A 23,579-nucleotide genomic window follows, 5' to 3' on the forward strand; every position below is an offset into this window, starting at 1 on the left:
ATGATTTATAAGTACTGTTTATTTATTTCTTATTGGAAAGTATAATCGAAAAACTAAACACGTAATTGACTATTAAAGAAATGATCTGATATAAAATACTATAGTAAAGTATACCCCGTAGCGTTGTCAAATCCCAGATGAAGTACGCCATTATCACTGCTCCAATATTCAAACCAATAACCATAACCGGATTTAAAAAATGACCCCTGCTGCCCATTAAATTACCAGTCATTGCTGTTATCAATCCGATACAGTTTGAAAGCATAATTAAAAAAAGTTCTGAAGACAGTGAGTTGTAGGAAGCTCCTAAAAGCCACAGCATCTGATAAGGAAACAGAAATACTATGAGGATAATGGCTCCCGCAGCTAAAAAAAGAATCAACTGAAAAAACAAAAAGTACTTTAAAAGAGTTTCCTTATTTTCTTCTAATCTCGAAAAACGTGGTAAGAACAATGTTCCCGAAATGGTTGTAAAAAAAGCCATAAGTGCTGCAAATCTCCCTAATGCTCCCACACTTGCCAAATCTGTCGAATTTCCAAAAACAGATAATATCCAAATTACTATTTGACCGGATAAGGCGTAAAAAATAACATTGGGAAGAATTTTAGCTACTATGCCTAAAATTTCTTTACGAATTTTTGGATCTGGTTTTTGATTCCCTTCAACAAATTTTTTATTGATTATTTTTAATCTTGAATTCCCATAAATCTGTGGAATTCCCGAAGCCAAAATAATAATAGCTGTCCAGGGGAAAATGAATAGAACTAAAACGGTTAATACTAATCTTCCTAAACCAATTATTAATTGATTTTTTTGTAAAGTTGCTATATCCTGATGCAGTTTTGGAGTTATTTCAAGAAGCGAATCTGATAAAGCAGCATAAAAAGCAGGAACTAAAGAAAGTAAAATTAAAAGTGAAGCTAGCCAGCCTGCATTATTTTTTAATAATAAATAGATAATTATTGGAGTTGCGATTACTAATGCTATAAAGGCGAATTTCTTTCTAAGATCTAAACCTGTGGCCAAAACAATCCCTAATTTCTGAGGATCTTTCCAAACTTTTCCGCTAAGGGCCATAACTCCGTTAGAAATTCCCGAATCTGTAAACATAACCAGAGTACCTAACATTGTATTTGCGAGCGTATACAGTGCATATTCCTGAACAGGAAGCATTCTCACAATCAATATACCCGATATAAATCCGACTAATTTTAATAGTACCTCTGTACTTCCGACAATAGAAATTAGTTTACCCCAATTAACAATTGTATCGTATTTGGGATGTTGTCGGAGTTTTATCAAAGTAGCTTTCAACAAAAAGAATTTAACAGTTTAAAAAATAGTTATTTACAATATTAAAAGATCAACCTTTGCCGATACTTTTCACCTGAAATCCAATTGCAAGTAGTTTTTCGACATCCAGAATATTACGTCCGTCAAAAACAAAAGCCGGTTTATACATATTAATAAAAATAGAATTCCAGTTATAGGTTTTAAATTCGTCCCACTCGGTTAAAACAGCTACAGCATGTGCCTGATGAAGTGCTTTTTCGGCTGATTGATAAACAAAAATCTGTTTCAGTTTCGATTCAATTTTTTGCTCTGTTAGTCCTTTCAGCTCCCATAAATAACTCATATCTGCTTTTATTTTTTCTTCAGAAACTTTTGGGTCATACACATGAATTTCTGCACCGTCTTCGATTAGATGTTCGGCTACATAAATAGCTGCAGATTCTCTGGTATCATTAGTGTCTTTTTTAAAAGCCCATCCCAGAAATGTTATTTTTTTTCCGCTTACGGTATTAAAAAGTGAGGTTATAATTTTCTTTGCAAAACGGTATTTTTGATAATCGTTTAAAATGATGACCTGCTCCCAGTAACTGGCCACTTCGGGCAGATTAAAATAACGGCACAAATAAACCAGGTTTAAAATATCTTTTTGAAAACAAGAGCCTCCAAAACCCACAGAAGCTTTCAAAAATTTTGGTCCAATTCTGCTATCTGTACCTATTGCTTTTGCCACCTCATCCACATCGGCTTCTGTCACTTCGCATAAAGCAGACAAGGCATTTATTGAAGAAATTCTTTGTGCCAGAAAAGCATTGGCCGTTAATTTTGATAATTCTGAAGACCACACATTTGTAGTTAAAATTTGGTCTGGCGAAAGCCAGTGCGCATAAATATCAACCAATGCCTGAATTGCTTTTTGACCATTTTCAGTTTGTTTTCCTCCAATTAAAACGCGGTCTGCATTAAACAAATCATTTATTGCTGTTCCTTCTGCCAAAAACTCCGGATTAGAAAGTACTTCAAATTTTACTCCGTTTCCGGTATGATCTAAGATGGTCTGCAAAGTTTCTGCTGTCCTCACCGGAAGCGTCGATTTTTCTACAATAATTTTATCGTTTTTTGCGATCCTGGCGATTTGTCTGGCGCATAACTCTACAAATTTTAAATCTGCCGCCATACCTTTACCTTCACCATAATTTTTTGTCGGAGTATTTACCGCGATAAAAATCATGTCTGCTTCCTGCACGGCGCTGTCTACATCTGTAGAAAAAAACAAGTTACGTCCTCTTGCTTCACTTATTACTTCTGAAAGTCCCGGCTCATAGACCGGTAATTTATCCAGATCATTGTCATTCCACGCAGCAATTCTGCTTTTATTTAAATCTACAACCGTTACTTTAATTTCGGGACATTTTAATGCGATAACAGACATGGTCGGGCCACCAACATAACCGGCACCTAAACAGCAAATATTTTTGATCTTCATTTAAATATCTTTTTTGGGAGGCGAAGTGTACTTTATTAATTAATTTGGTAATTTATTATTCATAATAATTAAAGATGGTAAAGCCCGATTCCTGAAGAAGCTGCTCTTTTCTCATTAATTTTAAGTCACACTGCATCATTTCCTGCACCAATTCAGAAAGTTCATATTCGCACTGCCAGCCTAGTTTGGTTTGCGCTTTTGTTGGATCTCCAATTAATAAATCTACTTCTGTAGGTCGAAAATAATGGGGATCTACAGCTAATACTTCCGTACCAACAGGAAGCTGATAATCGGGATTGCTACAGGATGCCACAAAACCTTTTTCTTCTACTCCTTTTCCTTTAAATTCTAATTCAATACCCACTTCTGCAAAACTCATTCGTACGAATTCACGAACCGGAGTCGTTTTTCCTGTCGCAATAACCCAGTCTTCTGCCTGGTCTGCCTGAAGGATCATCCACATCATACGAACGTAATCTTTGGCATGTCCCCAGTCACGCTGTGCATCCAGATTTCCTAAATATAATTTATCCTGTAAGCCTAAAGCTATTCTGGAAGTTGCTCTTGTGATTTTACGGGTCACAAAAGTTTCGCCACGAATTGGTGACTCATGATTAAATAAAATACCATTACAGGCATACATTCCATAGGCTTCCCTGTAATTTACCGTAATCCAGAAAGCATACATTTTGGCTACTGCGTAAGGCGATCTCGGATAAAAAGGAGTGGTTTCTGTTTGGGGAACTTCCTGTACCTTACCATACAATTCTGAAGTGGATGCCTGATAAATTCTGGTCTTATTTTCCAGTCCCAGTAAACGAACAGCATCCAGAATTCTTAAGGTTCCCAAACCATCAACATTACCCGTATATTCAGGAGTTTCAAACGACACCGCAACATGACTCATCGCCGCCAAATTATAAATCTCATCAGGCTGAATTTCCTTAATCAGTCGCGTCAAATTAGTGCTGTCGCTCATATCACCATAATGCAGAATGAAATTCCTGTCATTTACATGCGGATCCTGATATAAATGATCTATCCGATCTGTATTAAATAAAGAAGTACGTCTTTTTAAACCGTGAACGATATAACCTTTTTCCAGTAAAAATTCACTTAAATAGGCTCCGTCCTGCCCTGTTACTCCTGTTATAAAAGCTGTTTTTTGTATTGGATTCATAATATAATTGTATGGCACAGAGGCGTTCTGCTGCAATGTTGCAAATTGATAAGTGGTTTGAGCGTGCTGAATCTAAAAATCTAGTAATGCTTTTCTTTCAGCGTTTCGATATTTTTAAGGAACCAGTCATATGTTTTTTGGATTCCTTGTTCTAAGTCTGTCTGATGTTTCCATCCGATGGCGTGCATTTTTGAAACATCCATTAATTTTCGGGGTGTACCGTCGGGTTTGCTTTCATCCCAAAGTATTTCTCCGGTGTGTCCGACAATTTTTTGTATAGCTGAGGCCAAGTCTTTAATGGTCAGATCTTCACCTGTTCCTATATTGTATAAATGCTCCGGTAATTTATTTTCTAATGCGAACACTACTGCTTCTGCCATATCTTCGACAAATAAGAATTCTCGCATTGGTGTGCCGGTTCCCCAAAGTGTAACCGGAGTATTATTACTTTCTTTCGCTTCATGAAATTTTCTAATCATAGCGGGCAGAACATGAGAACTATTTAAATCAAAATTGTCATTAATACCATATAGGTTAGTTGGCATTAAACTCACAAAATCTTTATCAAACTGTTTGCGGACAGCTTCGCATAATTTTACGCCGGTAATTTTTGCCAAAGCATACCATTCGTTTGTTTTCTCTAAAGAAGCGGTGAGTAAATAATCTTCTCTAAGTGGTTGTGGCGCTAATTTTGGATAGATACAGGAACTGCCCAGAAAGATAAATTTTTCAACATCCAGACTGTGGGCTTCACTAATCAGATTATTCTGAATCTGCATGTTTTCCATCAAAAATTGATAGGGAAAATCATTATTGGCTAAAATCCCGCCAACCTTTGCGGCAGCATCTATAATTACATCTGGTTTTGATTTTTGTATAAAATCCCGAACTGCATTCTGATCTCTTAAATCCAGTTCTTTACTTGTAACACCTATCAGATTTCGATAGCCTTTTGCAGTTAGATTTCGCCAAATGGCGCTTCCCACCATTCCTTTGTGTCCGGCAATATAGATTACAGATTTTTTATCAATCATTTTAAGCTTATTTTATTATAATAATGGCGAAGCAATCGATTCTAACTGTTGGTAGATTTGTTTTACTTCCTGAGAATTTTCCTTTTGCAAAACCATCAAGGCATCGGCAGTGTAAATAAGAATGCAATTCTTAACCCCAATAAAAGTCGTGTGCAGTGAAGTACCTATTACAATATTTCTATTGACATCAATTGGGTGACCTTTGTAAACCAGATAATCGTAGACCGATTCAAAAGAACCTAAATCTGACCATTCAAAATGAGCCGGAACTACCTTAATGTCGCTGCTGCGTTCCATCACTGCATAATCAATACTGATTGATGGAATTTCTAATGACAATTCATAATCTAAAAAACCATTCGTATTGGCTTCCCAGGCAATTTTAGATTTTTGGTAAACTTCTGGTTCCTGCTTTTCCAGTTCATCTAAAAACTTTCCTGCTTTGAAACAAAAAAGTCCGCTGTTCCAGAAATAGTTTCCGTTGTTTAAGTAGCGTTTTGCTGTTTCATAATCAGGTTTTTCGTGAAATGCAATTACATTCTCATTTTCAAACTCGATATAGCCGTATCCGGTTTCCGGCTTGCTTGGCTTTATACCGAAAGTCACCAGATAATCCTGACTGGCTAATGAGAATGCCTGCTCCAGTGCATTATTATAGGACTTAATTCCCTCTATAATATGATCTGAAGGAGTAATCAATAAAATATCTTCAGGTGCTGATGCAAACGCTGCAAATGCAATTGCAGCAGCTGTATTGCGGGGAACTGCTTCTATAATTGGAGTAAATGGCCTGTCGAATTTTGACATAATTGCATTACTCATTTTGTAATTTTCTATATTTCCAACAACTATCGTTTTATTGGATATAGTCAGATTTCGTGCAACTGTTTTTTCAAAGAGTGACTCTCCGTCAAAAAGTTCTAAATATTGCTTTGGAAGTGTTTTCCTGGAAAGAGGCCAAAGTCTGCTGCCCACTCCTCCGGTTAAAACGACGTGAGTAATGGTATTAATTCCCATTAGAATGCACTAAAACTTCTCTTTGATAAACTTCATTACGCAGGTTAGTACTCGAAAAACGATGATCACGTGTATTAAAATAAAGCTCAATTCCTTTTTCTTCGCAGTACTTTCTTCCTGTAAAATCTCTCTCCTTATATTCATCTCCTAAAATACGGATGTCTATAGCAAAGGATTTTAAAACATCTTCTAAGTCCTGTTCCGTCGAATATGGAACAACTTCATCCACAAACTTGCAGGCCTTTAACTGTATGTAGCGTTCTACTACAGTCTGGGTCGGTTTATTCTTTGTTGGGCGATCTAACGTCGGATCCGTCTGTAGACCAACAATTAAATAATCACAATGTTGTTTTGCTTCTTCAAGCATTTTAACGTGCCCTGCATGTAACAAATCAAAAGCACTAAATGTAATTCCGGTTCTCATCTGCTTACTGTTTTAAATTAAAAAATATGTTTGTTAATGTGGTATGATTTTCAGAAACGGTAGTCAACCATTTTATTAGGGTTTGAGCTCTTTTTACTAAAATTTAAAAAAGGGTTCCCCGTGAATAGTTACATTATAACTACTCAAAAAAGAAAAATAAAATGGTGTAAAAACTTGGGAAACCAGGAAAATTAATTGCGATACATGAGCAAAACTTTTTATAATAAAGCATTCAAATCAGCGCCATAAAGTCAATTTATCCCTCTCAATAATTAAGATAAAATTATAATAATAGAACTAATACAGAATTTCATTTTTGTTGCTAAATGTCCTAAATAAGGAAATTTTAGTATAAAACACTTTCGCCTTTTTTTAAGTGTGGAATTAAATTTACTACCTGGTTTAAAGTTACATAACCTGATTTTTAATCGTGCTTTTCTACACATCAGTAATACATCGATTGAAGGTTTGATCATGAAAGAATCTGACCCAATTTTGTAGTATATGAAATAAATTAGAGAGTATTTTTTTTAGAAAATTTCGAAATAAAATAACAGATATAAAAAGATTAATATTTAAGCACATCTATTTACAAAAAATAAATACAATTGAAGCCTTATGAAATGGTATGTAGTTTACACAAAACCAAAGTGGGAAAAAAGAGTTGCAGAGCAGTTAACCAAATTTAATATCAACTGTTATTGTCCTGTTATCAAAAAAGTTCAACAAAGATCAGACAGAAAAATAAGGGTCGAAGTGCCGTTATTTAATCATTACATTTTTGTACAATTAGCAGAAAAAGACAGAAATATGGTATTTAATTCGCCCGGAGTTGTCCGCTTTTTGTTTTGGCTTGGAAGACATGCTATTGTTAAAGACAGAGAAATAGAAACGATAAGAGAATGGCTGGATGGCGGAGATACATCTTCGGAGATCTCGGTTATGCAATATCAAATTGGCGATAAAATACATTTAAATTCGGGTGCTTTCTGTAATCAGAATGCTGTTGTAAAAGATATTACAAAAACCCATTATGTGTTGATTTTAGAATCTTTGGGATATGTCTTAAAAGTAAAACATAAATAATAAATAAAGAAAGAGCCTTGAGAGAAGTTCTACGCTTCACTGGTAATTTCCTTTTTTAAAGAATGAAATTATAAGCTCCTGAATTATCAGTTTTCCAATTGAAAAATCTGGCTCTTTTTAATACCCAGGATTTTAACCAACTGATCTAATTTTGAGAGTTTGAGGTCAATCATTCCAAGCTCAATTTTTTCGTATTTTTTTACGCTCATCTCCATTTGAATAGCTACATATTCCGGAGTATGATTGTTCTGTAAACGATACTCTTTAATTTTTAAGTAGTAATTTTCCATGACTTAGTCTTTTAATACAATTTTTTGTAATCGTTAATTTGGTTAATCTAATAATCAATCTGTAAAAAAAATTAGTTATCTGGTTTCACTAAAAAAGATCGAAACATCGAATTTAAATATGAACTCAATCGAAACCTCTAAAACTTTTGATATTTCTATTAATTTAGAAACGGTTAAATCAACATCACCTCTTTCAATTTTGCCATAACCACTGGTACTCATATTTAATTCTGCGGCAACATATTCTCTGGTGAAATTTTTTAATTCTCTTATCTTTCTAATATTTTCGTATACACTATATTTCATAAAAAATAAAAAGTATAAATAATTCTTAGTCAAAAGTTACTGTTGTTACCATCATTAAAATTTTTCTTCAAAATAAAATAGCGTTATATTCCTATTATGCAAAAAAAATCAGTTTTTAACAATAACCTTTCAATTATTAATAAAGTTTAAAGCTAAATAGTTGTTTTTATTTAGCATTCATTTTAATTTTCGATCAAAAATATATAATGTTTTGAGTTTATAATAATAAATCTGTTCAACGGATTTTAAAATCCGATAAAATACACGATGTTATGTTTTAAGGCATCTGAAAGGTGCTGGAAACCGTAAAAAAATTAATTTATAAGCACCAAAAGTTCGTAATCTTACTTGTTTTATAAATTTTTAAAAGTTTTAAAGAAGAAGAAGAAAATCCGGAAAATCTGCCACAGTTTGTTTTGAAGAAAACTACATATAAAATAAAAAAGAGCTTCCGATCAAATACTCGGAAGCTCTTTTTTTATAATACACTGTTGTAAATTTTACTGTTGTGTGACCAATAACCGCGGATATGGATTAGGGGTAGAATTTATTACTACAGTTGGCACACCGACTTTTACATTTACAAGCAGTTTACTTAATGTGGGATTGGCAGATAATGTCGAATTTACATAAATAGCCGATGAATCATAATATAAATTTGAAGGCTTAGTTACAATTACATTCCCTGCAATAGTAGAATTTAGAATATAATGATATGTCGAGTTGTACATTACAGGTGAAAACATATTAGCGGAATCTAAAAAATTACTGCCTTCAATGTAAGTCACCATGGAATTTACTACCGAAGATGACGGGTTATTATTATAAAATTTCGAACTATAAATAGAAATAGAATTACTGCTAATTACATTTGCTCCTTTGTAATTACTAAAATCACAATTTGCAATAACCGGATAATTTTGACCACCCATACTAAGCGCTACTGAGCCTGTGTCAAATTTACAATCCACCCATGCATTTAAATTATCTGGTCTGGTTGCGGGCATGGAGATTGCGGTACTGCAGTTTATAAACTGAGATTTGTAATACATGGTTTTATCAACATAACTCGACGTATTATAATCTCCGGAATAGGGCAATAAAGGCTCCTGAGAAAATCCTTTTCCACAATTAATAAATCCCAAATACTCGAAAAAATTATTATCAAGTCCCATAATCTGATACAGCTGAATCCCTATTGCCTGATCTCTGAAGTTAACAAATCTCAGGTTTTGATATGCAATCTGACCAATTCCTACATTATTCTTTTTAGCTGCATAAAGACCAACACTTCCGCCTTGTAAGGTTAAATATGCTAAAGTAAAATTACTATCTGTTCCTGTATCAAGTGTCAGTAAAGGAAAATCATCTGTCAAACCAACAATAACCGTTTTTCCGGTTCCCTTACCTAATATCCCATGATTACCATCAAGATGAATTTTTAGGGTTGATCCGATGTAAAATATACCTTCGGGTAATTCTGCAATTCCTTTAGAATCAATTAAACCCTGGATATATGCACTTTGATCTGTTTTTCCCGTTCTGGTTGTCTTCCAGTTTGGGCCTAAAGGATCTGGCAAAGTCTCCCAATTTGGCCTTGCCCAAGGCGTATATTTTGTACCCAGAATGACACTACTCAGGTTTGCCAGCACAGATGAATTAGTGATGACAGCAGTCTGCTCTATACTATTGTACTTAACAGAATTACTATGATCAAGATTACCCAGTAAATCAAATCCTGTTACGGCGCCGCTTCCTCTGTTATATCCACCCTCGCCGTCTATTAAAAACATATTAGTTCTGGGAGAGATAACATCACTTGTCGTTTTCAGATATTTATTCAGAAAAAATAAATTTTGTGCATCGATATCATAAGATCCTGTTTTAACAGCAGAGTATGAATTTCCGCCCCCAAAATCGGTTATTTTCAGATCACCTATATTTTTAGCAGTAAACATTGCTTTAGAACCTTGTCCGTTCAGATTCCATCCCTCGCTGTCCACACCAACAAAAGTTGCCGATTGTAATCCGTCAATATCTGTTGCATCTCCCACAGGGGTTAAATAATTAGAATGTAAATTCACATTTCCATAACTTGGTGTCAGACTATTACCTTTCATAATGAGTTGATTGGAAATGGATTGAGCCTGATGCTTAATTATTTTATTATTTCTGAAATACCCAGAGGTACTGCAATCGAGTTTTATTTGTCCGCCGATATCTATTAATTCATTATTTTCCAATTTTGCGCCAACTGCACTGATGTAAACATATTTTAAAGTTTTAAAAATACAATTGGATATTACTGCACCTGCCTCAAAAGACAGTGTTCTGTCAACAAACGACAATTGTTCCAAACGCACATTACTACTGCCTGCAGCTATTGTTATATTGGATACTTTCGTCAAGGTAGGATGTCCGTACAATCGTTGATTAGTTTTCATGACTATATTCACCCCGGAATAATCTCCTTTCTCTAATCTTACTGAACCATATTGATCTAAAGCCTGCTGTATAGTTGCTTTTTGCGTAACTGGTAACAAATAGGAAGTAAAATAATTATTCTCCTCCTGTTGATTATTAACTATCGGATTTTCGGGAGTTCTCGCAGGCACTTCATCAATTGCATATTGATAATTTTGCGAAAAAACCGTTGTAGACAGCAGTAAAAAGTAAATTAGCTTTTTCATTGTCCGGATATAATATAGGAGTTTGCACCTGTTTTTCTAAGAAATCCAAATCTGACATTTCCTGTAGTACTTGTAAATTTTCCAGCTCCTCCTGCTGTATAGTTCAGAGTCACACCAGATGCGCTCTGAATGGAAAGTACAGCTCCGTTGTGAGCTTCTAAATTAATAGTCTCGCCGACTGCCATAGCTGAAAAGTCTGATGTTAAGGTAAGAGTAGACGATGTTGTACATTCTAATGTATTATTTACATCTCCTGTTGCAATGTTTCGTGATGTTGTAAAGGGAACAATTGCAGAACGAAAAGGCGTACTTGAGGTTCCGCCTGCAGTTTTCGCATACAATGCATAAGGCACACTTAAAAGTTGGGTAACTCCCACAATATTGTATGAAGACCCCCCTTTTACATCTACCTGTGTTTCTATATAATAAGGTCCTTTATCCCAGCCAATTTTACTAAAATCACCGGTAACGATCGTTCCGGTTCCAATTTCAAGAGAAACAAGTCCATTACTATTTGTAGTAGGAGAGTGCGTTTCCTGATACACAATTGTTCCTGTTGAGGTACTTTGATGCACAATTACTTTAACGCTAATTCTGGAATTGACAACGAGACTGTTGTCCTGAGCGCGAATAATTGCCTGATAACTCATTTTTTCAGGTGATTGTGCAGATACCTTAAACGTCACCGTCACAAATAATAATAAGAGGATATGTGCGAGTTTCATTATATTTTTAGTTTTAATTTTTAATTATCTTAAATGATTTCAGGATTTTATTGTTTACATATACTACAAGTATATATATTGACGGACTAAGATTATTTAAACTAACCTGTGTTTCCTCCTGATTAATAGTGTTTTGCCTTAGTAATCTGGCTTGAATATCGTAAAGTCTGTACGAGCGCTGACCATCTTCAGACTCCAGGCTGTTCATACTAATAGTAACAAAATCTGTGGTTGGATTGGGGTAGACAAACATTTGTGCTTTAGCAGGCTCATCAACTTCGGGAATATCGAGATTACCACTTTTTTCCTGATGCTGAATACCTTGGGCAACACTAAAAACAGGTTCTTCTCCGATGTAAGTATAAAATACCTGACCAATAGAATAAGTAACTGTTCCCGAGCTTCCACTTGCACTATTTCCAGATGTTACAATTGTCTCCATTAAATCTGTATTGGCGGGAGTACTTTGACTAATTCCTTTAAAAGGAATCCATAACATCATAATTAGCAGCAGGTATATGTTTCTCGTTTTTAGATACTTCACAGTTGATTTATTCTTACGTTAATTTTTATACTGCAAAATTATTTAATTTCAAAAAATAATCGATATAATAAATATTATATCCGATTATCGGTATAAAATGTAGTATTTTAATGACTATTTACTTACATTGAAAAAGTTAAAAAAGTAGAATGGAGCGGTGCTTTTATTTTAACTTGACTAAAATTATTACAGATTTGAAAGTAGGACTGTAATAATAAGGGGCTTTAAAATCTTAGTAGGAAGATGTACAAAAATAACGACTATTTATTTTTAAAATTATATCTGATAGTTGTTTTTATTTAATATTCAATACAACGCCTGATATTATCTCAATTTAATAATTATGAGGTGCCTAAATAAAAATAATCACAAAAAATTTCTATTTAGTTGATTTACAAATATTTAAAAATCGCTTTTTTATATCATTCAATGATCCAAATTTGAAATCCTACAAAACTGATCTGTATGAATGGATTTGAATACATATAATACTCTAAAATAAAAAACACTAAAAATTAGTCTTTACAATTCAATAAATAAATTAAAACAGGCTCACAATTATTTAAAATATGCTTTTAATCGAGAATAATAGCTTTATACAGAATATGCGAGATTTAGTGAAATATTTTTCCTTTTTTTGATCGACTTATTAAAGAATAAGCAATAAAAAGTATTTAAGACCGAGCCAAAATAAAAGCCAATAACCAATCCATTTCTTATATCCTTTTATTTTTTTCAACAGAAAACACAATAAATGCGACGACGAAATACCTCACTAAAAAACTGTAAGACAAATATCTAATATTTTTCTTGTGGAAAGCACTGATACTATCATCCTATTTTGCTCCTCTTTAATTTTAATACCCTTAAAATGAAAAGACCAAAAAACAATAATTCAGAGAAAGAAGTCAAAGGAAACTTCATGGCGTATCCTGATAATCCGGTACATGAGCTTTTTTCAAAACAAGCGTCAGTATCGCCTACTGCCACAGCAATAGAATTTAGAGACCTGAAAATTTCATATCAGGAACTGTCAAAAAAAGTGAATCAAACCGCAAATTATTTTGTTGGGCAGGGATTATCTCCCGGACAGTTTGTCGCTGTCGCAATGGATCGAAATCCTGATTTAATTGTTTCACTTCTGGCCATTATACAATGCGGGGCAGCCTATTTACCCTTAGATCCAAAATTTCCTGCTGAACGGTTAGAGTTCATGCTTGAGGATTCACAGGCGAGTTTTCTTCTTACCACAAAAACACTTTCAGAGTCATTACCAAAAAATTTAAAAACAATATTAATTGAAGATGTCTTAGTTTCACTAGTCCAATATCCCGATACATCTGCAGGTAATTCGGTCACTCCGAAAGCTGTTGCTTATATAATATATACTTCAGGTTCGACAGGAAAACCCAAAGGTGTCACTGTTACGCATAAAAATTTAGTCAATTTTCTTTTTAGTATGGCAGCTGAGCCAGGCTTAAACGCGAAAGACAAATTATTATCAATCACCACCATCTCGTTTGATATTGCAGGTCTGGAACTATTTCTTCCTTTAATAAAAGGCGCTGCAGTAGTTTTAGCCGATTATGAAACTACACGCGACGGTCAGCTTTTATTTAATCTTTTACAAAAAAAAGAAATCACTATACTGCAGGCAACTCCCACAACCTGGCAGTTACTATTAGATTCGGGCTGGAACAGTCCACTTGCTTTAAAAGCACTCTGCGGAGGCGAAGCCCTGCCTTTAAACCTTGCAAAAGAATTACTGTTAAGATGTGATTCTCTTTGGAATATGTACGGTCCCACAGAAACGACAATTTGGTCTGCTGTAAAACAAATTACAGCCGAAGATAAATTCATTACGATTGGATTTCCTATTGCCAACACCCAGATATATATGCTGGATGAAAAATTACAAATTGTAGAGCAAGGAGAAATTGGTGAAATCGTAATTGGCGGAGACGGAGTCGCAGAAGGTTACTGGAAACGTCCTGAATTAACAGCGGAAAAATTTATTGCAAGCCCGCTTTCTACAATACCCGATTCCATTCTTTATCGCACCGGAGATTTAGGAAAGCTGCTTCCAAATGGAGAATTGCAATGCTTAGGACGTATTGACCATCAGGTAAAATTGCGGGGCCATCGTATTGAACTCGGCGAAATTGAAGCAACTCTAAACACCATTTCCGGAATCAAACAATCTGCGGTTATTCTTAGCAGGCATTTTGGAAATGAGGATAAACTTGTAGCCTATTTAAAATCTGAACAGCAACAAGATGAAGAGGAAATTTCAGAAACACTTTCAAAAGTTTTACCCGAAATATCGATTCCGTCAAAATACATTTGGGTAGATGAATTTCCAATTACACCAAATGGAAAAATTGACAAGAAAAATTTACCTCTTCCAAAAAATAACAGACCCGAATCTGCTCCTCTTTTCAAAAAACCAGTTACACAATTAGAAAAAGATATTGCAGCAATCTGGAGTCAGCAACTGAAAATAACCGATATAGGAACAGAGGATAATTTTTTCGATTTGGGAGGAAGCTCTGTATTGGCACAAAAAGTCACAACACTGCTAAAACAGCGTTTGTCTCTGGAAATACCGGTTTCAAAAATTTATATTCACCCTACGATAAAAGATCTTGCTTCGGTTTTAGAAGAAAATAAAATTCCGGAAAATCCTTTTGAATTGAAACCAACCAATGAAAATCGAACTCCTTCGGATATTGCCATAATCGGTATGGCAGGAAGATTTCCCGGTTCTGACACCATCGGGGAATTATGGGAAAATTTACGGGACGGTAAAGAAACTATTTCCTTATTTTCCAAGGAAGAATTAGATCCGAGTTTACCCGAAAGTCTTAGAAAAGACCCATTGTATATTGGAGCAAGAGGAATTTTGTCATCGGCCAAAGAATTCGATGCCAATTTCTTTGGATTAAATCCGCAGTTGGCAGCTGCAATGGATCCTCAGATCAGGATCTTTTTAGAAATTTCGTACGAAGCTCTGGAGCAATCCGGACATCTTCCCAAACATTATAAAGGAAGCATCGGAGTTTATTCGGGAAGCGAAATTAACTCGTATTATGAAAATAATATTTTCCCAAACAACGAGCTAAAAAGTGCTGTTGGCGATTTACAAATCTACACCGTCAACGGAAAAGATTTTATTGCACCGCGCACTTCGTATCATTTAAATTTAAAAGGGCCATCAGTTAGTGTTCATTCTGCCTGTTCTACTTCTTTATTGGCTGTAGCCGAAGCTGTAAAAGCAATACGAACCGGTATGTGCGATGTGGCTCTTGCAGGAGGATCGAGTGTAACAGCACCCATAAACAGCGGGCATCTTTATGATGATGGATTCATTAAAAGTCCCGATGGATCTACCCGTTCTTTTGATGCATCCGGAAAGGGTACTGTTTTTAGTGATGGCGCGGGAGTTGTTGTACTTAAAAAATTAGAAGAAGCCGAAAAAGATGGTGATATTATTTACGGTATAATAAAAGGTGTCGGTGTAAATAACGACGGGGGTGACAAAGGAAGTTTTATGGCACCAAGTGCTAAAGGTCAGGCAGGAGCCATAATAAATGCCTTTAATGATGCGCAAATATCGCCTTCGACAATTACGTATATGGAAGCACACGGAACCGCCACTCCTATTGGCGACCCCATTGAAATTGAAGGACTTAAAATTGCTTATGGCAAACAGGAAAAATACAATTATTGCGCATTAGGCTCTATAAAAAGTAATATGGGCCATACTACTGCTGCAGCCGGTGTGGCGGGTTTGATTAAAACACTATTGGCGATGCAGCACAAGCAGATTCCGCCAATGATTAATTTTGACAAGCCCAATCCAAATATCGATTTTGATAATAGTCCTTTCTATATCAACAACAAATTAATTGACTGGAAAGCAGAAGGTAAACGAAGAGCCGGAATAAGTTCTTTTGGCATAGGAAGTACCAACGTTCATGTTATTGTTGAAGAATATGAAGCACCAAAAAATAAAGAATCGTTAAACACAAAACCATTGCAATTATTAACCTGGTCAGCAAAAAGTAAGAACAGTTTGCTGGGTTATGAAAATGCTTTGGGCCATTTTATCGATAGATCTAAAAATGTTGCTTGGGCTGATATTACTTACTCACTGAATGTTACACGAGAGGACTTTAACGAAAGAAGTTTTTTAATAGCGGACTCAAATGAGGATGCTGCTGAAAAATTGATTTCATTAAAAACTAAAAACATAAAATCTTCTACCTTAAAAAGTATTCCCCAAGAAATCGGATTCCTTTTTCCAGGACAGGGATCACAATATATACAAATGGGAAAAACACTTTACGATAACGAAAAAGTGTACCGTGATGCCGTAGATCAATGTGCCGAATTACTGATGGACGATCTGGAACTAGACATTCGCAGCATTCTTTATCCAAAAGACAATTCTGCAGATGCCGAGGAACTTCTTAGAAACACGCGTTTAACACAGCCTTCTTTGTTTGTAACAGAATATGCATTGTCTCAATTGTGGCAAAGCTGGGGAATAAAACCAACCTTTCTATGTGGTCACAGCATTGGTGAATTTGCAGCGGCACATTTGGCGGGAATTTTGTCTTTGAAGGACGCTTTACACATCGTGGCCGTCAGAGGAAAATTAATCAGTCAGTTACCGGGTGGATCAATGCTTATTGTTCGTGTATCGGTGGATCAGCTTAAAGAGTTAATTCCTCAAACACTTTCAATTGCAGCCATTAATTCTAATCAGTTTTGTGTTGTTGCGGGGAAAAAAGAGGATATCTCCCTTTTCAATCAGGTGCTTGACGCGAAAGATATTCCGAACAAATTACTCAATACAAGTCACGCCTTCCATTCTTATATGATGGAACCGATTCTCGAAGATTTTAAAAAGACTTTAGAAAATGTAAAATTAAGTATACCCAGACTCCCAATTATTTCGACTGCATCGGGAACCTGGCTTAAAGATACCGAAGCCACAGATCCGGAATACTGGATAAATCAGTTAAAAAATACAGTTCGTTTTGCAGACGCCATGAACACAGCATTTGAAATGGATGATTTTGTACTATTGGAAGTGGGGCCCGGACAAACCTTAATAACTCTCGCACGCCAGCAGGCTGCCGGAAAAATCATTCCTGCATTTGCGAGTATAACACCTCCGCGGGAAGATCAGGAAAATGAGTACAAAACATTATTAACCACTTTAGGCGAATTGTGGATGAAGGGTTTAAATCCGGACTGGAAAGCATTTTACAAAGAGCAGCAAAGACAAAAGGTCGAATTGCCAGGTTATGTTTTTGATCGCAAACTTTGCTGGATAGAACCTTTGGCAACTACCGAAAACATGCACGTTCAAAAAACATACGCCTCTCAAGCTACTGTAGATTTAGGAATTGCAGAAACTAAATCGGAATCAAAAAACCACTTGAGAAAAGATAAGATCATTTCTCAAATTGCTGAGATTATAAAAAATGCATCAGGAATTGTTTACGACTCAGCTGCGTCAGATAATACCTTTCTGGAATTAGGCTTGGATTCCTTATCACTTACTCAGTTGTCGGGGAAATTAAAGAAAGAATTTAATTTACCTATTACTTTCAGACAACTTAACGAATCGTATGCTACACCATCTCTTCTGGCAGAGTATATAGAACTTAATCTTCCTGAGGAAGTTGTTTTCGCAAAAGAAACTGAAAGTCCTGCTCCGATTATCATTTCAAATAAAACAACTATCGAAAATAATGCGGTTTCTTTAGAACAGCTTAAAAAACAGATACAGCAATTAAGTCAGAAAGTGGATCAGTTAGAAGATTTGAAAAGTTTATCTGCCCATAGAAATAGTTCTATTATTCCTTTGGAATTACAAATTCCCGATTCAGTTAAAATCAGTATGAATGAAATTAAAGCCGAACCGAACGGAATTCTCAGAACCAATGGTATTTCTAAAAAAGAGAATATTGTAGACATTGTTAAGAGTCAAAATCAAAATTCAGAAAAAAAATATACTATAAGAGCAAATGAACCTCCTGTTCAAGGCAGTAAACTGGGAAGGGATGAGTATGGAAATCCTGTCTGGTTTATCGATGATCCTGTCAGGAAAGGAAATTTTATAAAGATCAAATTATAATAAAAATAATATTTTAAAATGTCAAAAAAGCTGTCCGGTTTAACATTTAAAATAGGAGAACAATGAAAAATCAACCTCAAATACAGTTAGAAATGGAAACTGAAACTGAAATTCAATTTAATCCATTTTCACCCGAAATAGAGAGGGTAATTTACACTACAAATTCGCAACAGGAAATTTGGAGTGATTGCATTTTTGGAGGAAGTGATGCCAACAAAGCTTACAATTTGTCTGTATCTATTAAACTGAAAGGCAATTTCTTTACAGACATTTTTGAACGCGCTGTAAACACATTAGTACAACGTCATGAAGGTTTGCGGGCCACATTTAGTCCGGACGGTCACTTTATGTGTATTTATAATGATTACAAAATTGAAGTTTCTCAAAATGATTTTTCTGATTTAGCATTATTCGAAAAACAAGGCTATATAAACCGATTTATCAAAGAAGAAATCAGCACTCTCTTTGATCTGGTAAATGGTCCGCTTTTTAGGATTAACATTCTTAAAATTGATGATGCTGAACATCTTGTTACGCTTACAATTCATCATATTATTGGCGACGGTTTAAGTATCGATATTATTCTGGAAGAATTAGCTGCACTATATTCTGCCTATGTTGAAAACAAAGAACGACAACTCCCAGTTCCGGAACGTTTCAGTGAGTTTGCTGAAAAAATTAATTCCTTCATGGAAAGCACTGATTATAAATTGCAAGAAGATTTCTGGATCAATATGTACAAAGAATCTGTTCCTGTTATAGAATTACCGCTGGACTTTACCCGACCTTCGTTACGGACATACAACAGCAACCGAATTGATTTTCCTTTTGATGATGCCCTTATCAACAAATTAAAAAACATCGGAATTTCTGCCGGAAGTAGTCTTGTGACCACACTTTTGGCTGCTTTTGAAATTTTTTTATGCAAAACAACAGGCCAAAATGATGTCGTAGTAGGATTTCCGTCTTCCGGAAACAGCGTCTACGACATGAGACAATTAATTGGAGACTGTGTTAATTTACTTCCGCTCCGCAGTAAAATTGCGTCGCATCTCAGCTTTTTTGATTATCTAAAAGAAAGAAATTCGCAATTATTTGATGCATACGAAAATCAACAGGTAAGTTTTGGTCATCTGCTTAAAAGTTTTCCGATCGCAAGAGATCCGTCGAGAATACCTTTGGTTCCGATTATTCTGACAGTTGACCTGAACAGAACTATTGAGGAAGATTTTTCTTATACAGGTCTTACCCATGAATTTAAACAAAATCCACGCGAATTTGGAACTTTTGAAATTCAGCTTCATATTTTCAGAACCAAAAACGGACCCGAATTTCAATGGACGTACAATACCACACTATTTAAACCCGGGACCATAAATAAAATGATGGAATCGTTGCAGGAAATTATTAGTAAACTAATCGCTGATCCAAAAAATCCATTATCAGATATAATAGGCGGGAATTATTTAGAAGACTATGCCGAAATAAACAATACGGATATGCCTTATCCGGATGTAACTTTAACCGAATTATTAAGGAAACAGGCGGAGCTTACACCACATAATATTGCTTTGGAATTTCACGATTCTAAAACAACATACCTTGAATTACATAAAAAAGTAAATCAAATGGCGCATTATTTAAAAGCGCAGGGTATACAGTCTGGAGATTTTATTGCAGTTTCATTTGAAAGAAATCCGGAGCTACTTTATGCATTACTCGCGATTATGCAATGCGGCGCTGCCTATCTGCCTTTAGATCCGGAATATCCAAAAGAGCGTTTAGATTTTATGCTGAATGATTCTGGTGCAAAAGTACTGCTGACCAGTAAAAAATTATTCGCATCTCTTCCCTCCTGGCCTCAAACACTATTTATCGAAGATGCAACGGAGGTATTGAATGACTATTCGCCACTTCCGCTTGCCTTTATGATGAGTTCTGAAAATATTGCGTATATACTCTATACTTCAGGTTCTACCGGAAATCCTAAAGGCGTACCCATTACACACAAAAATTTGGTTAATTTCCTTTGTAGTATGGCTTTGGAACCCGGTTTGAAGGAAAAGGACAGACTGCTTTCCATTACAACCATCTCATTTGATATTGCAGGTTTAGAGTTGTACTTACCGCTTACAAAAGGTGCAACATTAATATTAGCAGATCACGAAACTGCAAGGGATGGCAGACTTTTACTCGATTTGGTAAAAAGCGGAAACATTAACTTCCTGCAGGCTACGCCAACTACCTGGTCTATGTTATTAGATTCCGGCTGGAACGAGCATTTACCGATTAAAGCTTTATGCGGAGGTGAAGCAATGCCGGCAGATCTGGCGGGCGAATTACTATCCAAATGTAATTCGCTCTGGAATGTTTATGGCCCTACCGAAACCACCATTTGGTCAACTGTAAAGGAAATTAAAGCCGAAGACAAAGCGATCACCATCGGTAAACCAATTGGAAATACACAGATTTATATCTTAGACAATCAAGGCCAACTTGTGGCGCCTGGAAATGTAGGCGAAATTGTAATTGGGGGCGATGGTGTTGCCAAAGGATATTGGAACAGACCCGAACTTACTGCTGAGAAATTTATCAAAAATAGTTTTTCAGCCAAAAAAGATGAGATACTTTATCGCACTGGTGACTTAGGGAAAATAAATCCAAACAAAGAAATAGAGTGTTTGGGACGTGTAGATCAGCAGGTTAAAATTAGAGGACATCGAATTGAACCCGGCGAAGTAGAACAGGCTCTTTTACTCCTTGGCGGAATTAAATACGCTGTGGTACTGGCAGATGAAAACTTTCTTGTTGCGCACATTGTACCAGATTCCAGCTTAGAAAGTGGTGCGGAGAAAATCCCTGAATGGCGCGAAGCACTGGGCGCAAAATTGCCGGCACAATTAATACCGCATGATTTTAATTTAATTGAAAAAATCCCTACTACACTTAACGGTAAAACAGACCGCAAAGAATTAGCAAAATATAAGGTAAATAAAAAAATCACATACACCGCTCCCCGAACAGAAGAGGAAAATATAGTGGCCACTATCTGGAAAGAAAGTTTAAATCTCGAAAATATTGACATTTTCAGCGACTTCTTTGAAATGGGCGGACACTCCATTAAAGGAGTAAAAGTAATGATCGAAATCGAAAAACATACTGGTAAGCGAATTCCTTTATCGGCATTATTTAAATATTCAACCGTTGAGAAATTTGCTAAGTTGTTAAACACCGGAACCGAAATCTACGCTGATTGTCTCGTTCCCATTAAACCAGTTGGCAATAAAGTACCGTTGTTTATCATACACGGAGCCGGACTTAATGTTCTGAATTTTATAAATTTAAGTAAACATTTTGATGACGATCAGCCTATTTATGGCATTCAGGGAACCAGGCCCAAAGGTTTTGACGGCTGGTACGAATCGATTGAAGCGATGGCAGCCCATTATATCGAAGCCATCATCAAAGTAAATCCAAAAGGACCGTATGCTTTGGCCGGATTTTCTTTTGGAGGAATTGTAGCTTTTGAAATGACCCGTCAATTAAAGGAAATGGGCAAAACCGTAACTTTAACAGGATTACTCGACTCGTATGTCGATTCTTCTTATTATTATGGAAATTACAGACGCAAACAACTTGTGAGATACTTTGATCTGACGCACAAAAGACTTGATTTCCTCAAAGAAATGCTGTTAAGCTGGAAAGCTTTTAAAATGCGCATCAACGGAAAAAAAGAATATATACTTCAAAGGCATTTTGGCAAAAAAATTACAATGACCGAACAGGAAGAACTGGCTCTTCAGCAATTTATTGAAGCAGATGCAATGGTAAAGAAAATTGTGGACCGATATCATCTCAAACCACAAAATTTTAGTGTTGATCTCTTTCGCTCCAAAGACGATGAGAATTACAAATTAGATCCAACACATCTGGGATGGAAAAAAGCTGCAATGGGCGGAGTTACCATTCACAATATTTCGGGTAATCATTTAAACATTGTAGCACCACCGAATGATAAAGTACTGGCAAGATTAATTCAGGATATTTTAGACAGGAATCATGAAGATCTCTAAACTCCTGGTTTCATTCTTTCAGGCAAAAAGTACTGCTTTTATACCACAAAAAGAGTATTTATTAGAAGATAATGAGATCATTATTTATATTGTCTATCTGCCAAATTTCAGCGCAATTAAGGACGAGCTGGCTGCATTCCTTAATTCTGCCGAAGTGAAGAAAACAAAACGCTTTTATAAGGAAACAGACCGAAACCGGTTTATAATATACCGGTCGATTTTGAAACTTGTATTGGGTGCTTACACGAAATTAAATGTAAAGAACATTTACCTGGATTATGACTTTAACAGAAAACCTTATTTAGCTTCTCATCCGTGGCTGCATTTTAATATTTCGCATTCTGAAGACTTTGCTGCTATTGCTGTTTCCCGCAGAAAAGTTGGACTGGATATAGAATATATGAGTAAGGATTTTAATTTTACAGGTATGCTTCCTGATGTTTTTAATGAAAGTGAAACCAACATCATAGAAAAGGCACTGGACAAAAAAAATACATTTTATACTTTATGGACGCGTAAAGAAGCTTTTGTAAAAGCACTGGGAAAAGGTATTGACGAAGATTTTAAGTACATTCCATGTTTGGATGGAGAGTACAATGTAGATTTTTCTTTAATAAAAAACAGTCAGGACTGGCAGGTTCACAGTTTTGATCTTGCAGATGATTATGTTGGTGCTATTGCTCTAGAAGGTTTATCTACCAGTTCTAAAGATATTTTTATGTATAAAATGCCAAATAAAATGCACGATTTATTAAAAATGGCTCAAAAAAGGGGTTACTAAATCACAGCTTAAATTCATAATTAAAAACGAGGAAAATATTGTGTTTTATTCTAAGCAAAAACATGAAGATATTTATTAACTGCCAATTTTGGAGCGGAGTCTTTCAATCCCGTCTCTAAATTTTCAATTACCGATCGCAAAACGTCTTTTAAATCGTTAAAATTATTAGGTTTTACAAAATAACAAAGTGCTCCCTGCTGAGACGCGGTTTCCAAATCGTTTTTGTGTGAAGAAGTCGAAATCATAATGACCGGAATGTCCTTATAACGTTCGTCAGCTTTAAGTTTTTTGAGGCATTCCCAACCGTTAATGATCGGCATATTTAAATCAAGAAAGATAACGCCCGGCAACTGATCCTGATTTTCGAGTATTTTTAAAACTTCACTTCCATTTTCTGCACAATGACAAATTACATTTTGATCTATGTCGATCAATGCTTCACAAAACATTTCAGTGTCATCCCTGTCATCATCAGCTAGTAAAATTATTTTTTCTTTCATA

General features: G+C 35.5%; 16 protein-coding genes. 4 read left to right on the plus strand and 12 right to left on the minus strand.

Annotation, left to right across the window (positions count from 1 at the left end):
- Window positions 1-22: 22 nt before the first annotated feature.
- The 6 genes from ABEB31_RS02580 to ABEB31_RS02605 form a co-directional block, all read right to left on the minus strand.
- On the minus strand, window positions 23-1,315 hold the full coding sequence (locus ABEB31_RS02580) for a lipopolysaccharide biosynthesis protein (RefSeq protein WP_347049777.1): 1,293 nt from the start codon (window positions 1,313-1,315) through the stop codon (window positions 23-25).
- Window positions 1,316-1,364: 49 nt separating this feature from the next.
- Window positions 1,365-2,777 (minus strand): UDP-glucose 6-dehydrogenase, encoded by a 1,413-nt coding sequence (locus ABEB31_RS02585; protein ID WP_347049778.1) that lies wholly within the window; start codon window positions 2,775-2,777, stop codon window positions 1,365-1,367.
- A 55-nt stretch (window positions 2,778-2,832) separates the two neighbouring features.
- On the minus strand, window positions 2,833-3,957 hold the full coding sequence (gene gmd, locus ABEB31_RS02590) for a GDP-mannose 4,6-dehydratase (protein ID WP_347049779.1): 1,125 nt from the start codon (window positions 3,955-3,957) through the stop codon (window positions 2,833-2,835).
- Between the two features lie 80 nt (window positions 3,958-4,037).
- Window positions 4,038-4,991, minus strand: a complete 954-nt coding sequence (locus tag ABEB31_RS02595; RefSeq protein ID WP_430408219.1) for a GDP-L-fucose synthase family protein — start codon at window positions 4,989-4,991, stop codon at window positions 4,038-4,040.
- Window positions 4,992-5,006: 15 nt separating this feature from the next.
- On the minus strand, window positions 5,007-6,008 hold the full coding sequence (locus ABEB31_RS02600) for a mannose-1-phosphate guanylyltransferase (RefSeq protein ID WP_347049780.1): 1,002 nt from the start codon (window positions 6,006-6,008) through the stop codon (window positions 5,007-5,009).
- The gene (locus ABEB31_RS02605; protein WP_347049781.1) at window positions 5,998-6,432 is read right to left on the minus strand and encodes an adenylyltransferase/cytidyltransferase family protein; all 435 of its coding nucleotides are present in this window, start codon (window positions 6,430-6,432) and stop codon (window positions 5,998-6,000) included. Before ABEB31_RS02605 ends, ABEB31_RS02600 begins: the two co-directional genes overlap by 11 nt.
- Before the next feature lie 618 nt (window positions 6,433-7,050).
- Between ABEB31_RS02605 and ABEB31_RS02610 the strand changes: the two genes are divergently transcribed.
- Window positions 7,051-7,518: a UpxY family transcription antiterminator gene (locus ABEB31_RS02610; protein WP_347049782.1), complete on the plus strand. Its 468-nt coding sequence runs from the start codon at window positions 7,051-7,053 to the stop codon at window positions 7,516-7,518.
- A gap of 86 nt (window positions 7,519-7,604) precedes the next feature.
- Here the strand turns inward: ABEB31_RS02610 and ABEB31_RS02615 are convergent, their stop codons facing one another.
- The 5 genes from ABEB31_RS02615 to ABEB31_RS02635 form a co-directional block, all read right to left on the minus strand.
- Window positions 7,605-7,808 carry a helix-turn-helix domain-containing protein gene (locus tag ABEB31_RS02615; protein ID WP_347049783.1) on the minus strand — a complete coding sequence of 68 codons (204 nt, stop codon included), beginning with the start codon at window positions 7,806-7,808 and terminating at the stop codon, window positions 7,605-7,607.
- Window positions 7,809-7,883: 75 nt separating this feature from the next.
- Window positions 7,884-8,114: a helix-turn-helix transcriptional regulator gene (locus ABEB31_RS02620; protein WP_347049784.1), complete on the minus strand. Its 231-nt coding sequence runs from the start codon at window positions 8,112-8,114 to the stop codon at window positions 7,884-7,886.
- A 500-nt stretch (window positions 8,115-8,614) separates the two neighbouring features.
- The gene (locus ABEB31_RS02625; RefSeq protein WP_347049785.1) at window positions 8,615-10,804 is read right to left on the minus strand and encodes a hypothetical protein; all 2,190 of its coding nucleotides are present in this window, start codon (window positions 10,802-10,804) and stop codon (window positions 8,615-8,617) included.
- Window positions 10,801-11,529 (minus strand): hypothetical protein, encoded by a 729-nt coding sequence (locus ABEB31_RS02630; protein WP_347049786.1) that lies wholly within the window; start codon window positions 11,527-11,529, stop codon window positions 10,801-10,803. The genes ABEB31_RS02625 and ABEB31_RS02630 overlap by 4 nt, the downstream gene beginning before the upstream one ends.
- Window positions 11,530-11,542: 13 nt before the next feature.
- Entirely contained in the window at window positions 11,543-12,031 is a 489-nt protein-coding gene (locus ABEB31_RS02635) for a T9SS type A sorting domain-containing protein (protein WP_347049787.1), read from the minus strand.
- A gap of 913 nt (window positions 12,032-12,944) precedes the next feature.
- On the opposite strand from ABEB31_RS02635, the gene ABEB31_RS02640 reads away from it, so the two are divergent.
- The 3 genes from ABEB31_RS02640 (at window position 12,945) to ABEB31_RS02650 (ending at window position 23,078) form a co-directional block, all read left to right on the plus strand.
- Window positions 12,945-18,224: an amino acid adenylation domain-containing protein gene (locus ABEB31_RS02640; RefSeq protein WP_347049788.1), complete on the plus strand. Its 5,280-nt coding sequence runs from the start codon at window positions 12,945-12,947 to the stop codon at window positions 18,222-18,224.
- A 62-nt stretch (window positions 18,225-18,286) separates the two neighbouring features.
- Complete coding sequence (locus tag ABEB31_RS02645; RefSeq protein ID WP_347049789.1) at window positions 18,287-22,297, plus strand: non-ribosomal peptide synthetase; 4,011 nt, start codon at window positions 18,287-18,289, stop codon at window positions 22,295-22,297.
- Window positions 22,284-23,078 (plus strand): 4'-phosphopantetheinyl transferase family protein, encoded by a 795-nt coding sequence (locus tag ABEB31_RS02650; protein WP_347049790.1) that lies wholly within the window; start codon window positions 22,284-22,286, stop codon window positions 23,076-23,078. The genes ABEB31_RS02645 and ABEB31_RS02650 overlap by 14 nt, the downstream gene beginning before the upstream one ends.
- Before the next feature lie 50 nt (window positions 23,079-23,128).
- Here the strand turns inward: ABEB31_RS02650 and ABEB31_RS02655 are convergent, their stop codons facing one another.
- Window positions 23,129-23,578 carry a response regulator gene (locus tag ABEB31_RS02655; RefSeq protein ID WP_347049791.1) on the minus strand — a complete coding sequence of 150 codons (450 nt, stop codon included), beginning with the start codon at window positions 23,576-23,578 and terminating at the stop codon, window positions 23,129-23,131.
- Window position 23,579 lies beyond the last annotated feature (1 nt).

The sequence above is a fragment of the Flavobacterium olei genome (genome assembly GCF_039749035.1).
GTDB lineage: Bacteria > Bacteroidota > Bacteroidia > Flavobacteriales > Flavobacteriaceae > Flavobacterium > Flavobacterium olei.

Excerpts from the sequence above, each read along its gene's own strand:
- ABEB31_RS02630 (WP_347049786.1), bottom strand. The coding sequence starts at position 11,529 with ATGAAACTCGCACATATCCTCTTATTATTATTTGTGACGGTGACGTTT.
- ABEB31_RS02650 (WP_347049790.1), top strand. The coding sequence starts at position 22,284 with ATGAAGATCTCTAAACTCCTGGTTTCATTCTTTCAGGCAAAAAGTACT.
- ABEB31_RS02635 (WP_347049787.1), bottom strand. The coding sequence starts at position 12,031 with ATGATGTTATGGATTCCTTTTAAAGGAATTAGTCAAAGTACTCCCGCC.
- gmd (WP_347049779.1), bottom strand. The coding sequence starts at position 3,957 with ATGAATCCAATACAAAAAACAGCTTTTATAACAGGAGTAACAGGGCAG.
- ABEB31_RS02645 (WP_347049789.1), top strand. The coding sequence starts at position 18,287 with ATGAAAAATCAACCTCAAATACAGTTAGAAATGGAAACTGAAACTGAA.
- ABEB31_RS02625 (WP_347049785.1), bottom strand. The coding sequence starts at position 10,804 with ATGAAAAAGCTAATTTACTTTTTACTGCTGTCTACAACGGTTTTTTCG.
- ABEB31_RS02600 (WP_347049780.1), bottom strand. The coding sequence starts at position 6,008 with ATGGGAATTAATACCATTACTCACGTCGTTTTAACCGGAGGAGTGGGC.
- ABEB31_RS02615 (WP_347049783.1), bottom strand. The coding sequence starts at position 7,808 with ATGGAAAATTACTACTTAAAAATTAAAGAGTATCGTTTACAGAACAAT.
- ABEB31_RS02620 (WP_347049784.1), bottom strand. The coding sequence starts at position 8,114 with ATGAAATATAGTGTATACGAAAATATTAGAAAGATAAGAGAATTAAAA.
- ABEB31_RS02585 (WP_347049778.1), bottom strand. The coding sequence starts at position 2,777 with ATGAAGATCAAAAATATTTGCTGTTTAGGTGCCGGTTATGTTGGTGGC.
- ABEB31_RS02595 (WP_430408219.1), bottom strand. The coding sequence starts at position 4,991 with ATGATTGATAAAAAATCTGTAATCTATATTGCCGGACACAAAGGAATG.
- ABEB31_RS02610 (WP_347049782.1), top strand. The coding sequence starts at position 7,051 with ATGAAATGGTATGTAGTTTACACAAAACCAAAGTGGGAAAAAAGAGTT.
- ABEB31_RS02655 (WP_347049791.1), bottom strand. The coding sequence starts at position 23,578 with ATGAAAGAAAAAATAATTTTACTAGCTGATGATGACAGGGATGACACT.
- ABEB31_RS02640 (WP_347049788.1), top strand. The coding sequence starts at position 12,945 with ATGAAAAGACCAAAAAACAATAATTCAGAGAAAGAAGTCAAAGGAAAC.
- ABEB31_RS02605 (WP_347049781.1), bottom strand. The coding sequence starts at position 6,432 with ATGAGAACCGGAATTACATTTAGTGCTTTTGATTTGTTACATGCAGGG.